The 14,164-nt window shown below is 41.1% G+C and carries 12 protein-coding genes; 8 read left to right on the top strand and 4 right to left on the bottom strand.

What is annotated here, in order from left to right; translation table 11 throughout:
• Positions 1-131: 131 nt before the first annotated feature.
• From clpB to rluD, 3 genes are all read right to left on the bottom strand, one after another.
• Positions 132-2,696 carry an ATP-dependent chaperone ClpB gene (gene clpB, locus G4Y78_RS22450; protein WP_163835128.1) on the bottom strand — a complete coding sequence of 855 codons (2,565 nt, stop codon included), beginning with the start codon at positions 2,694-2,696 and terminating at the stop codon, positions 132-134.
• Between the two features lie 212 nt (positions 2,697-2,908).
• Positions 2,909-3,661, bottom strand: coding sequence for a peptidoglycan editing factor PgeF (pgeF, locus tag G4Y78_RS22455; RefSeq protein WP_163835129.1), 753 nt, complete (start codon positions 3,659-3,661; stop codon positions 2,909-2,911).
• 9 nt (positions 3,662-3,670) lie between these two features.
• Positions 3,671-4,633, bottom strand: a complete 963-nt coding sequence (rluD, locus tag G4Y78_RS22460) for a 23S rRNA pseudouridine(1911/1915/1917) synthase RluD (RefSeq protein WP_163835130.1) — start codon at positions 4,631-4,633, stop codon at positions 3,671-3,673.
• A 453-nt stretch (positions 4,634-5,086) separates the two neighbouring features.
• Between rluD and G4Y78_RS22465 the strand changes: the two genes are divergently transcribed.
• Entirely contained in the window at positions 5,087-6,112 is a 1,026-nt protein-coding gene (locus G4Y78_RS22465) for an outer membrane protein assembly factor BamD (RefSeq protein ID WP_230425635.1), read from the top strand.
• 74 nt (positions 6,113-6,186) lie between these two features.
• On the opposite strand, the gene G4Y78_RS22470 is transcribed toward G4Y78_RS22465, so the two are convergent.
• Positions 6,187-7,809, bottom strand: a complete 1,623-nt coding sequence (locus tag G4Y78_RS22470; RefSeq protein ID WP_163835131.1) for an NAD+ synthase — start codon at positions 7,807-7,809, stop codon at positions 6,187-6,189.
• A gap of 149 nt (positions 7,810-7,958) precedes the next feature.
• Between G4Y78_RS22470 and G4Y78_RS22475 the strand changes: the two genes are divergently transcribed.
• The 7 genes from G4Y78_RS22475 (at position 7,959) to G4Y78_RS22505 (ending at position 14,144) form a co-directional block, all read left to right on the top strand.
• Positions 7,959-9,566 carry a sensor histidine kinase gene (locus G4Y78_RS22475; protein WP_163835132.1) on the top strand — a complete coding sequence of 536 codons (1,608 nt, stop codon included), beginning with the start codon at positions 7,959-7,961 and terminating at the stop codon, positions 9,564-9,566.
• A 17-nt stretch (positions 9,567-9,583) separates the two neighbouring features.
• Positions 9,584-10,957: a sigma-54-dependent transcriptional regulator gene (locus tag G4Y78_RS22480; RefSeq protein ID WP_329604900.1), complete on the top strand. Its 1,374-nt coding sequence runs from the start codon at positions 9,584-9,586 to the stop codon at positions 10,955-10,957.
• Positions 10,958-11,273: 316 nt separating this feature from the next.
• Positions 11,274-11,846 carry a GspH/FimT family pseudopilin gene (locus G4Y78_RS22485; RefSeq protein WP_163836571.1) on the top strand — a complete coding sequence of 191 codons (573 nt, stop codon included), beginning with the start codon at positions 11,274-11,276 and terminating at the stop codon, positions 11,844-11,846.
• 121 nt (positions 11,847-11,967) lie between these two features.
• Positions 11,968-12,381, top strand: a complete 414-nt coding sequence (locus G4Y78_RS22490) for a GspH/FimT family pseudopilin (RefSeq protein WP_163836572.1) — start codon at positions 11,968-11,970, stop codon at positions 12,379-12,381.
• 16 nt (positions 12,382-12,397) lie between these two features.
• The gene (pilV, locus tag G4Y78_RS22495; RefSeq protein ID WP_163835133.1) at positions 12,398-12,922 is read left to right on the top strand and encodes a type IV pilus modification protein PilV; all 525 of its coding nucleotides are present in this window, start codon (positions 12,398-12,400) and stop codon (positions 12,920-12,922) included.
• Between the two features lie 5 nt (positions 12,923-12,927).
• Positions 12,928-13,629, top strand: a complete 702-nt coding sequence (locus G4Y78_RS22500) for a PilW family protein (protein WP_268935008.1) — start codon at positions 12,928-12,930, stop codon at positions 13,627-13,629.
• Positions 13,630-13,646: 17 nt separating this feature from the next.
• A complete protein-coding gene (locus G4Y78_RS22505) occupies positions 13,647-14,144 on the top strand; it encodes a pilus assembly PilX family protein (protein ID WP_163835135.1) in 498 nt (165 codons plus the stop codon).
• Positions 14,145-14,164 lie beyond the last annotated feature (20 nt).

The raw sequence follows: 14,164 nt of genomic DNA on the forward strand, positions 1-14,164 counted from the left end.
GCAAAAGCGTTTAAACATAGGCTGCAATTTAGACTACCACTTTACAGCAGTTACTCCATCAGTTGTCAAGTGTTAGTGTTTTACCCACAAAGTTATGTAATAACTTTACGGACAACCATTATATTTGCGCCTTAACTGAAAGTTATCTGATCATTCACTAAACCCACTTGAATAGTTTCACCTGGGTTGTATTTGCCTGCTAGTATTTCTTGAGCTAAAGGGTTTTCCAGCCAACGTTGTATTGCTCTTTTTAAAGGCCTTGCCCCATAAACCGGATCAAACCCAACATTCACCAGCTTTTCAAGCACACTATCAGCAAGCTGCAAATTTAAGTCTTTTTCCTGCAGTCGTTGCCGCAAACGATTCAGTTGTATTTCAGCAATGCCTTTTATTTGCTCTACTGACAAGCCATGAAACACTACTAACTCATCCACCCGGTTTACAAACTCAGGTCTAAAGTGGTCTCCTACAATGTCCATAAGTGTTGCTTTCAGGCTTTCAAAATCTTGGGCTTGCTTTTGAATCAAATCAGACCCCAAATTAGAAGTCATGACCACGACAGTATTTTTAAAGTCAACAGTCCGACCTTGGCCATCAGTTAAGCGACCATCTTCTAATACCTGCAGCAAAATATTAAATACATCAGGATGAGCTTTTTCCACCTCATCCAGCAATACCACAGAATAAGGCCGACGACGTACAGCTTCTGTCAGGTAGCCACCTTCCTCATAACCTACATAACCTGGAGGAGCACCGACCAACCGTGCTACTGAATGCTTCTCCATAAATTCAGACATATCAATCCGAATAATGGCTTCTTCGGTATCAAATAAAAATTCGGCTAATGACTTACATAACTCTGTTTTACCAACCCCTGTAGGCCCCAAAAACATAAAGGATCCATTGGGCCGATTAGGATCAGCCAACCCAGCCCGAGATCGGCGCACTGCATTAGATACAGCAAGCACAGCTTCATCTTGACCGATTACTCGGTGATGTAAAGCCTCTTCCATTCGCAGTAGTTTTTCCCTTTCACCTTCAAGCATCTTCGCAACAGGGATACCAGTCCACTTTGAAACGACTTCAGCAATTTCCTCTTCAGATACCCGATTACGCAGTAAGCGCATATCATTCATTTCAGCCTGACTGGCTAAATCCAACTGTTTTTCCAGTTCAGGAATCCGACCATATTGCAGTTCAGACATCCTTGCTAAATCACCACTTCGGCGCGCAGCTTCCAACTCGGTTCTCGCCCGCTCTAACTCTTCCTTTACTTTTTGCGAGCCATGCAATGAAGCTTTTTCTGACTTCCAGACTTCTTCTAAATCAGCGTATTCTTTTTCAAGTTTACTAATATCGTCTTGCAATTTGCTGAAACGTTTTTTGGAAGCTTCATCATCTTCTTTTTTCAGTGCTTCGCGCTCAATTTTCAACTGAATTAAGCGACGTTCTAGCCGATCCATACTTTCTGGTTTTGAGTCCATTTCCATCCGAATGCGGCTAGCAGCTTCATCAATTAAATCAATAGCTTTATCCGGCAGTTGTCGGTCAGTAATATAACGATGAGACAACTTAGCCGCTGCAATAATGGCAGAGTCTGTAATATCTACCCCATGATGTACTTCGTAGCGCTCCTTTAAACCACGCAAAATAGCGATAGTGTCTTCTTCGTTAGGCTCATCAACTAACACTTTTTGGAAGCGACGCTCTAAGGCAGCATCTTTTTCAACATATTGGCGATATTCATCTAAGGTTGTCGCCCCTACACAATGAAGTTCACCTCGCGCTAGAGCAGGCTTTAACATATTACCAGCATCCATCGATCCCTCAGCCTTACCTGCTCCGACCATGGTATGGAGTTCATCAATAAACAGGATGACCCTTCCTTCCTGTTTGGCCAGCTCATTTAAAACTGCTTTTAAACGCTCTTCAAAATCACCTCGAAACTTCGCACCAGCAATCAGCGCCCCCATATCCAACGCTAAAATACGTTTATCTTTTAAACCATCGGGCACTTCACCATTAATGATACGCTGAGCCAAACCTTCAATAATAGCAGTTTTACCAACTCCTGGTTCACCAATTAAAACCGGGTTATTTTTAGTACGACGCTGTAATACTTGAATTGTCCGGCGAATTTCATCATCACGGCCAATCACAGGGTCAAGCTGGCCTTTTTCAGCCTTCACCGTTAAATCAATAGTGTAACGGTCTAATGCCTGACGGTGTTCTTCTGCGTTGGGATCATTAACTGCCTGGCCACCGCGCAGGTTTTTAACTGCGGTTTCCAGAGCTTGCTGACTGACTCCCTGACTACTTAACAGCTCCCCAACCGGACCTTTATCTTCCATTGCCGCAAGCAAAATGGTTTCGCTGGAAATAAACTGATCACCGGCTTTTTGTGATAATTTATCGGCTAAGTTCAGTAGCCGTCCAAGCTGGGGGGACATTTGAATATCAGCATCACCACCTGAAACAACAGGTAAATTATCTAATGCTTTTTCCAACCCCTGTTTTAGTAAGCTAATGTCAAAGCCAACTTGCATTAACAGAGGCTTGATCGAACCACCTTTTTGATCCAGCAGTGCAGCCATGAGGTGCACTGGCTCCAAATAATTGTGATCACGACCCACTGCGATTGATTGGGCATCAGCCAAAGCCATTTGTAGTTTACTGGTTAATCGGTCAACTCTCATTCCTAAATCCACCTATAAATTTTTTACATAAGTAGGCCACAACTGTTGCATTAACATTAGCTGCAATAGCCTGTATAAGAAAAGGTTCACCGGTGAGATTACGCGTATTTGTAATTTATTCTTGAGCCTACCAGGTTACTTATTAGTTTATATGGAGATAGTTAATCGGTTTTCAAGGAATGTCTGTTGACTTGGGGCAATTGAATGACTTTTTACGCTTCCAGCCAAATCAAACTTGCCATTCGCCCCGTTTGTGACGAACGCCGATAAGAATAAAAACGTTGGTGGTCACTATAGGTGCAAAAACCACCGCCATATACTTGATCAATCCCCAGCTGATTCAGTTGCAGCTCTGCAAGCCAGTAAAGATCAGCTAAATAATGCCCAGGCCTTTTCGTTAGCTGAAATGCAGCTTCAGCATCACTACCTAAGTGCTGAAAGGCTTCCTTCACTTCAAGCCCTACTTCGAATTGCTCAGGACCTATAGCTGGACCTAACCAAGCTATTAGGTCTTGCTTTTTGCCTGAATAAAAATCCACTAGCTGTTGCAGTATTCCTGCAGACAGACCTCTCCAGCCCGCATGCGCAGCGCCTACCCAGTCTCCCTGCTTTGAGCAAAATAAAACAGGTAAACAGTCTGCTGTCATTACTGCACAAGCTAGTTGTGTTTGACGAGTAAATACAGCATCTGCTTGCGGCACCGCTGCTGCAGATTCATAATTTGCTGCAACTACGTTTATACCATGCACCTGCTCAAGCCATTGAGTTTGTTGGAGGGAAAACTGGTTTTGCAACCACTGACGATTGGCTTGCACTCTCTCTTCATTGTCCCCTACATGTAAAGCCAGGTTAAAATAGTCATAAGGCGGCTGACTTATACCTGACTGCCGTGTAGTCACAACTGAGCGAACCGTTGCAGGTGCCGGCCAGTCAGGTATTAATAATTGAGGGGGGGTACTGTTCACAAATACCTCTTATGCCTCACAGCTTTGCTGGTCATCGGCCAACAGTTGCAGTAGTTGCTTAAAGTCTTCAGGCAAAGGGGTTTCCCACTCCATATAGTCATCAGTTGTGGGATGATATAAACCCAGTTGTCGAGCATGCAGCGCCTGTCGTTTAAACTGTTGCAGACTACTTATAAACTCACTGCTTGCCCCTTTTGGCAATTTTAAGCGCCCGCCATAAACCTGATCACCAAGCAATGGGTAGTGAATATGACTCATGTGAACTCGAATTTGGTGAGTTCGCCCTGTTTCTAATTTAACTCGCACATGCGTGTGCGCACGGAACCGATGTAATACCCGGTAATGGGTCACTGCTTCTTTACCAGAATCAATCACTGCCATTTTGGTACGCTGCGTTGGGTGGCGGCCGATCGGCTGGTCTACGGTGCCACCTGCCGTCATAACTCCACAGGCAATGGCTTCATACTCACGGGATATTGCCCTGTCCTGCAATTGGGCTACCAAACTGGTATGTGCTGCCAGGTTTTTCGCTACCACCATAATCCCGGTGGTGTCTTTATCCAACCGATGCACTATGCCAGCACGAGGAACACTGGCCAAATCGGGACAATGATGTAGCAACGCATTCAATAAAGTACCACTATGATGGCCCGCAGCCGGATGGACAACTAAGCCTTCAGGCTTGTTAAGCACCAAAATGTCATCATCTTCATAGACAATGTTGAGCTCAATTTCTTCTGGCTGATGGGTCTCATCATCTTCAACCAGTGCATTTAATCGAAGCAGCTCACCACCATAGAGCTTATCTTTTGGTTTACGAGCCACATTATCAACGGTTAGCTCCCCTTGTTTAATCCAAGCTTGCAGCTTAGCTCTGGAAAAGTCAGGAAAACAGCGCGCTGCAATTTGGTCTAGCCGGCCACCGCCCTGCTCAAAAGGTACAACAGATTCCAGTACAATATGTTCAGCCATGGGATGATTTTCGCAAAAAATTGTCAACTACAGGGGTTTACTTTGGTTTACTTCACTAGCTGTGGTTAAATACAGCGATTATTTTGAAGCCGCTTCACGTTTTACAGTCAGTGCGAATGGTAAATCGTCATTAACATTATTAGGTGGTAATGGATAATGAACGGTTATAACGGGTAATAATGCTTGGGAGTTTATCACAGTTGGCCTTCTAACAAACCATTAGCTTTGGGTAAATCATGAGTAGTTTCACCCAGCACCGACTTAAACAACAGCGTTTAAAGAAATAGCTTTAAACTGCCATATAAAAGCCTTATTTGACAGCTATCGTCATCCAATGGCAGCTTATGGGAAGCTTGTATCTATTAAAATTTAAATATACGCCATTTTATTTATTGGTGATTACATTATACCCAATGCGAAGGGTATTTAAGCCACAGCTAAGGAACTCTATTAATGGTGCGCATGATTAAGTATTCATTATTGCTAAGCCTGGCGTTATTGCTCAGTGCTTGTGCATCCGATAGCAAAAAAGATATTCCCGAACATTTAACTGAGGCTGAATTATATCAGCAAGCTCAGCTCGCTCTCGATACCAGTAATTACAGTGAGGCCATTGATAAACTACGCGCCTTAGAGTCACGCTTCCCTTTTGGCTCTTATGCAGAGCAAGCTCAGCTCGATCTAATTTTTGCCTACTACAAAAATCAGGAACAAGAAGCCGCAAAAGCCTCAGCTGAGCGCTTTATTCGACTTCACCCCCAACATGAAAATGTTGATTATGCGTACTATATGAAGGGCCTTGCTTCTTACACTGCCGATGTTGGCTTTATTGAGCGCTTTGTTGAAATTGATATGAGTAAGCGCGACCCAGGCCAGGCAAGAGATTCATTCAATGAATTTGCTGAGTTGCTTAAGCGCTTTCCTAACAGCCGTTATGCCCCTGACGCGCAAAAGCGGATGATTCACCTACGCAACCAATTATCACGTTATGAAATCCATGTAGCTAACTACTACATGAAACGCAAAGCCTATGTGGCTGCCGCTAACCGCGCCCGTTACGTACTTGAGAATATGCAGGAAACTCCAGCAATACCTGATGCACTAGCCATTTTAGTTGAAGCTAACCAGCACTTAGGCCTAGCTAAAGCGGCCAATAATGCCTTAAAAGTGCTGCGCACTAATTACCCTAAGCACCCATCTCTGGACAGTCAGGGTAATTTTGCTAAGTACAAAGTTTATTATGATGTTGACCCATCAGTCTGGAATATCATCAGTTTTGGTTTGTTAGATGACCCTGAAGAAAGTATTCCCCCTAGCCGCCAGTCATTATTGCAACCAGCTAAGGAAGAGCAGCCACAGCAAGAAAGTGCTGAAGATGAAGAAACTACAGGCGAGCGTTCTTGGTTAAACATCATGACCTTCGGTGTAGTTGGTGATGATGGTTCTGAGCAACCTGAAGAGCCTGAGACAGAGGAATAATCCCCACTATATATAATGTATCACCAAAAAAGGGAAGCGATGCTTCCCTTTTTTATTTTGCCTTATTATAAGTTTTAAATGCCCAGCTTCCAGCCGTTGGTTACAGGGTAGCGTCGATCACGACCAAAACCTCTTGCTGTAACCCTCACCCCAATGGCTGCCTGACGTCGTTTGTATTCATTAATATCCACTAAACGTAAGACGCGGTATACATCTTCTCGCTGAAAACCCGCCTCAATAATTGCCTCAGCACTTTTATCCTGCTCAATATAAAGCGCCAAAATTTCATCCAATACATCATAAGGGGGCAATGAATCCTGATCGACTTGATCCGGAGCTAACTCAGCAGAGGGTGGCCTTTCAATCACGCGTTCAGGAATAACAATACCATTACGATTGCAGTAGCTGGATAATTGGTAAACTAATGACTTAGGCACATCCTTCAATACATCAAAGCCACCTGCCATATCACCATATAAAGTGGCGTACCCCACGGCCATTTCACTTTTGTTACCTGTAGTTAATACCAAGTAGCCTTTTTTATTAGAAATAGCCATTAACAACACTCCACGACAACGGGCTTGCAAATTCTCTTCTGTCGTATCAACATTGGTGCCAGCAAACTCATCAGCCAGTGTCTCCATAAAAGCATTAAACATTGGCTCTATTGGTAATACTGAGTAACGCACTCTCAACGTTTTTGCTTCTTGCTCTGCATCTTCCAGACTCATTTTTGAGGTATAGCGAAATGGCATCATCACTGCCTCTACACGATCGCTCCCTAGCGCATCGACTGCCACTGCTAGGGTTAGAGCAGAATCAATCCCACCTGACAAACCCAACACAACTCCCTTAAAGCCATTTTTATTGACATAATCACGCACCCCCTGCACTAATGCCTGATAGATACTGGGAAGTAATTCAGGAATTGCTGGCTGATTAGATTGCTTTATCAAGCATTGACTATCAATATCATACTCTGCCAAATAAATCCCTTCTTGATAAAACTCAGCTTGCACTGCCACTGTTCCATCTTTATCCATAGCAAAAGAGCCGCCATCAAATACCAACTCATCCTGCCCACCCATTTGGTTAACATAAACCATCGGCAGTTGCACTTCTAAGCATCGCTGCTTGGCAACTTCTCTACGTTCTACCTCTTTACCTCGATGAAACGGAGAAGCATTGAGGCTTAAGATCAACTCAGCACCTGCGGCTTTAGCTTGAGTCACAGGTTCTGGAAACCAAATATCTTCACAAACTGTCAGTCCTATCCTGATGCCCCTATACTCAAATACAACCGCTTCTTTGCCAGGCAAAAAATAGCGGCGCTCATCAAACACTTGGTAATTTGGTAAGCACTGTTTAGAGTAAACAGCTAGTTGCTGGCCATTATGCAATACTACAGCCTGGTTATATTCACTGTTCGCTCCTCCAGGCGCACCAACAACTAGGCAAATATCTTCAACAGCTTGTAACTTTTGCAATGACTGTTGCACCCGAGTTTGCATGCTGTCACGCAATAACAAGTCTTCAGGTGGATACCCACAAATACACAACTCAGGAAAAACAACTATATCTGCCGCAAACTGTTGCTTTGCTTGCTGTGCAGTCTCAATAATTCGTTGGGTATTTCCTTCTAAATCCCCCACCAACACATTCACTTGTGCCATCACAATTCGTAATACAGCCGTCATACCAACCCCCACATTGAACTGGTTTTACTTGCTCTATTGTCCCATTAATTTTAGTTAAAGAACAGAGTTCACTAACCCATCCACATCAATAACTTCCTTGGCTTTGCTAAACTAAAGCAAACAGAATAAAAGCAACCACAACCATTAAAATGGATAATAAGACGTCAACACTACCACCAGCCAATCTTAATCTTAGAGTGTTGCGTATCTATAACCTTTACCGACTGCTTTTAGGGTTAGTCCTCACTATTAGTGCTTTTAGTCCCTTGAATATTGTGTTGTTCAATCCTGACAACCTAAAATCACTACAACTTTTTTCAATTGTTTATTTATTTATCAACATTATTGTCTTTATCAGTATTCGCCACCCCACTTCAACAGCTATTACCTTTTGCATCAGCTGCACAGATATTTTGCTATTGAGCTTATTACTTTCATTGCAAACCTCAAAAAACCTGGCATTTGGTAATTTAGTCGTCGTTTCTGTTGCAGCAGGCAATATTCTAATTAGAGGTAAATTAGGGCTTTTACTCGCTGCAATTGCTTCACTTTGTATTGTTGCTATTACCTTATTTCGCAGCACTAACTTAACCATTGGCTTACAAACTCAAATTAGCAGCGGTTTATTAGGGTTAATTTATTTTGCTACTGCTTTTTTTATCCAAACCCTTTCAGAACGATTAAGCCGTAGTGAAGAACTAGCAGAACAACGCCGCACAGAGTTTTTTAATTTACAGAAACTCAATCAGGTAATCATTCAACGCATGCGTACTGGCATTCTTGTCATTAGCAACGACCAACATTTAATCATGATGAATGAAGCAGCAAAATTCTTGCTAAATAGCAGTAACTATCCTAAAACCATTGAACAAGCTTCTACTCAGCTAAAGCAAGCCCTGATTAAATGGCAAAATAATCCACGCACCCGCATTGAACCTTTTCAAGCAACCACTGAAAGTCCAAAAGTAAAAGCTAATTTCACCCGTTTACCAATGAGTGGTCATGTGAATACTTTAGTTTTTTTGGATGATATTTCATTACTAACCCAGCAGGCACAACAACTCAAGCTGGCTTCACTAGGCCGTCTTACTGCTAGTATCGCCCATGAAATCAGAAATCCATTAGGTGCCATCAGCCATGCCGCTCAGTTACTACACGAGTCACCGGATATCACAAGAGCAGATGAGCGTTTAATTGAAATTATTCAGAATCACTCTAAACGGGTAAATAATATTATTGAAAACATTTTACAAGTGGCTAAGCGAAAGCAAGCTCAACCAGAAACACTACAACTTGAGCCATGGTTGAGAAAACATTTAAGTGAAGAACATTTTACTGGCATTCAATCTCCCTTATTTGATATTCAAGCCTTTAATAGCCAAGTTGAAGTTGTATTTGACCCCCATCAATTAAGCCAAGTAGTCACCAACCTTTGTCAAAATGGTCTGCGCTACAGCTACCTAAATACTGGGGAAGCCTATCTTAAAATTGTCATTAGTATGAAACAGGACACTGGACAACCTTATGTGGATATTATTGATAAAGGACCTGGCATTCAAAATGGCCTATCTGAACAAATTTTTGAGCCTTTTTATACGACCGAAACCATTGGGACTGGTTTGGGCTTATATATTTCAAGAGAATTATGTGAAGCTAACCAGGCAAGCCTAAACTTAATAAAAAGGAGTGAAAGTGGGTGCTGTTTTAGAATTACATTTGCTCATCCACAACGTAATCAAAGCTACTTAGAACCTTAAACAATAAGATCAAAGCAATGAGACTGAAAACCATGGCAAACCCTTTGGTGCTAATAGTTGATGATGAGCCAGATATTAGGGAGCTTTTGGAAATCACCTTAGGACGCATGAAAATAGACACTGAAGCAGCCAGTAGCCTTGAACAAGCTTATCAACACTTGACCAACCAGGCTTTTGATCTCTGTTTAACCGATATGAACCTACCTGACGGAAATGGTATTGACCTAGTTAAACACATCCAACAACACTACAGTAAAATTCCAGTCGCAATGATAACTGCCTATGGCAATATGGATACCGCTATTACCGCATTAAAGGCTGGCGCTTTTGATTTTGTTTCCAAGCCTGTTGACTTACAACGCCTGCGTGATTTAGTCAGTTCTGCCTTAAAATTAAATAAGTCCAATCATGCTGCCGAAGTAAAAATTACCAGTGAAACTCAGTTACTAGGTGACTCAAAAGCCATTAAGCAATTACGTAAACAAGTAATCAAACTGGCTAGAAGTCAAGCCCCTGTTTATATCAGCGGTGAATCTGGAAGCGGTAAGGAATTAGTGGCTCGACTTATTCATGAAGAAGGTGCCCGTGCAGACGCACCTTTCATACCCGTCAATTGTGGTGCAATCCCTTCAGAACTAATGGAAAGTGAGTTCTTTGGCCATAAAAAAGGTAGCTTTACCGGCGCTGTTAACGATAAACCAGGGCTATTTCAAGCAGCTAATGGCGGCACCTTATTTTTAGATGAAGTAGCCGATTTACCTATATCTATGCAAGTTAAATTATTACGAGCAATTCAAGAAAAGTCGATCCGCCCCGTGGGCACTGAAAATGAAATTAAGGTAGATATCAGGATTCTCAGTGCAACCCATAAAGAACTTAATCAACTGGTTAATGAAGGGAATTTTCGCCAAGACTTATTCTATCGAATCAATGTTATTGAATTAAAAGTTCCCCCCTTAAGAGAACGCCCAGAAGATATCCCTTTATTGGCTCAGCATTTCTTGAATAAAATTGCCAATAGTTGTGATTTAACACCACCCCACCTTTCCAGAGAAGCCTTAGCTACTCTGAAAAATTATGCTTTTCCAGGCAATGTCAGAGAACTGGAAAACACTTTAGAAAGAGCATTTACCCTTTGTGAGGAAGATATCATTCAAAGAGATGACCTTAAGCTAAGTGATACTGAAACTAGCAACCCGCTTGCGTTACAAGCAACCACACCACCTCCAGGAGGTGTTAGCTCTCTAGAAGACTATTTGGAAGATTTAGAGCGCAAAGCCATTGTTCAAGCCTTAGAAGATACTCGCTGGAATAAAACGGCTGCAGCGAAAAAACTGGGCATTACCTTTCGAGCCCTTCGTTACCGACTAAAGAAATTAGATTTAGAATAAACTTAACATCCAATATTTATAAAGCACATTTTTATATAATCCCTCTTTTTTATTTAATAGCATCCATAAAATCCTTAATCTAAACAACTGAATCTTTTTTAATTATTCATTCAATCCATTATCAAATGGCACACTATTTCAATCTACCATTTATGATTTTTCCAATCTACGGCATTAAATAATTAACATTTTTCTCAAAAGCTTGAGGACTCAAACAATACACCAACAAATCTGGTCAACAGTTAACAACACGATCACTCAATAATCCTTACACTCCAGAAAAACAAATCTAGCCGTAAAATATAAAGAAGGATTCATGAAGATACATAAGGATTTTACCCAACTTAATTCAGCAGGCTTCACCTTAATAGAGCTACTCACTACCATTGCAGTTTTTTCACTTATCGTAACGATTGGCATACCTGGCTTAAGCTCAATGGTACATAATTATCAAGCCCGCACGACCATGATGCAGTTACATAATGCCATCCAGTTAACCCGAGACTATGCCATTACCCAACAAACTTACGTTGCTATGTGTCCAAGCAAAGGCGAAAACTGTTTACGCCACTGGCAAACAGAACAACTAATGATTTTTACCGACCCCAATCGTAATGGCAAACTAGATAATAACGAACAATTATTACGAATTATTCCAGTTAATATTAATGGCTATATCAATGCCCGCCTGTCTTCCAGAAGACAATACCTACGTTACCATCCCGAAGGACTATCTCGACCAATTTTTGGCCGTATCACCTTATGCCCAAAAAATCAGGAAAGCTACGCACCAAGACAATTAATTGTCAATTTTGTTGGTAGAGTTCGCCATAACACCCCATCACGTCAAAGTCGTGACGCCCAAAAAATACTAAACGAGAACTGCTAGTAGTTTTTTTCAGTAAAATAACCAGTTAGGTTACAAAATATCCTGCTTATCGGTTGATCAGTGTCTATATTAAGCCTGTATGGAGAATGCGTGATAAATTTATTACAGGAGGCCACGCATCATGCAGCGCACTCAAGGTTTTACACTGATCGAACTGATGATCACTATTACAATAGGGGCAATCATTCTAACATTTGCTGTCCCTTCATTTAATAATTTTCTAACTAGATATCAGCTTGACACAGCAGAAAGTGAGTTTACTTCTTCAGTAAGTTTTGCAAGAAATAGTGCGATCACTCGAAATACTGAAATCACATTAACACCATCAGGTACAAATATTACTATCAGCGCAGGCTCTTCTAATGTCATTAGAGAAGTGAATTTAGGCGTTACTATTACATCAGCTCCCATAGTTTTCAATTCGAGAGGATCAATAAATCTCGCTTCAGGCACAGATACTGTCACTGTTACTCTTCAAGGAGCAAGTGAAAGCAGAACTTTAGTGTTAAACCGTACGGGAAGCCGTCAAAATTAATCAAATAGGCAATGGCATGCAAATAAATCAATATACAAATCAACAAGGTATTGGGCTAATTGAAGTCCTAATCACTATTTTAATCATTGCTATCGGTCTCCTTGGCTTGGCAGGTATGCAAGCACAGTCAATTAAAAGCACTTATCAGGCTAGTCAACGCTCTCAAGCCATCTGGCTTGCACAAGAATTAGTAGAAAGAATGCGAGCAAACCCTCTTGGCATTATCAACAATGCAGCCGGGGGGTATACAAAAACTAATAGTTTTAGCTGTTCAAGCAAGCCTAAGAACTGCAATGGAAGAAGTGCATCATGTACTCATAATGAGATAGCTCAACATGATCTATGGAATATATTTTGTGATGAAGCGACTAACAAAGAAATACTAGCCAATTTAACTCCAACCATTACATGTGCCCCTACTGATTGCAGTCCTAATGCAGATATCACTGTCACAGTTGAATGGGAAGAAGCTTCAGGCAAGTTTAGTAGACAAGGTAATAACAACCCTAGAGTTGAACTTCTTGTAAAAATTGAAGGGTAAAGATAATGCACATATACAAACAAAAAGGCTTTTCAATTATAGAGTTGATGATTGCATTATTACTAGGTTTACTCATAATCGCCGGTATTCTTCAATTATTTTTAGGTATCACACAAACATATCGACAAAATGATGAACTTGCCAGGGCACAAGAAAATGGACGAATTGCTCTGACTTTTATAGCAAAAGACCTACGTATGGCTGGTTATTGGGAAAGCGAGGGAGCCGACACTGATACTGCATTTTTTTTATTTGATTGTGATAGTAAGCTCAAGAAGTGTGATAAAGATAAATTTGGTCTAAAGCCTGGCCAACTATCCATAGCTTATCAACCACCCGATGGAATGGATTGTGCCGGGAGAAGTAGTGACATAACAAGAGGGGATTTAATTGTTAATGCTTATTACGTAGCCCAAGACCCCAGCAATAACAATGAATCATCACTTTTTTGTCGTAGTTATAATTTAACTACAGATACTGAGCTGACTCCAGGACAAGTCTTAATTAGTGGTATTGAAAGCTTAACAGCCCAATACGCCATTGCTAAAAGCTCCTCTGGAACAACTGAAAAATACTTGAGTGATGCAGAAGTTCAAAAGGTTGATGAAAGAAATGTAAAAGCAGTAAAAGTAACTGTCGAGGCCTCTTCAGCAAATAATACAGTTCAACCATACAGCACAACTGTTCAGATAAAGAACGCACTTTAATGAGAGATGTAATAATCATGTACAAACAACAAGGATCTTCACTAATTATTAGTCTTGTTCTATTAGCAATTTTTAGCTTGATTGGTATTGCAGCTATGTCAACATCAACAGTTGAAGAAAAAATGGCTAGTAATAGCCAAGAAAGCTTAGACGTATTTCAACTCACACAAAGTGAATTAGATGGACAAGTTACTTATCTGAAATCAGATATAAAAAAAATTTACGAAGCTGTTAACAGCACCAATCAGAAAGCAAACCTCAATCATTCATTAGATCAAGCCAAAACCACTAAACGTGGGATTACCAGCAACCAGTCTGAGCTTAATTATGAAGGATTATCAAGCTTCTCGGGTTTTGGCAAAACTAATACTTTCTCAAATGATATTAATTCACCTAAAGCCACTTACTTGTTTGAGCTTAATGCACAATTAGAAAAAACTAGTGGTTCTAACTCAAACCAAACATATGGATTAAGTTATACAGGCCCAAAACAAAAAAAATTCTCCAACAAATAACAGTTTATCTTATAAGGCAA

Source organism: Spartinivicinus ruber, assembly GCF_011009015.1.
GTDB classification, from domain to species: Bacteria; Pseudomonadota; Gammaproteobacteria; order Pseudomonadales; family Zooshikellaceae; genus Spartinivicinus; species Spartinivicinus ruber.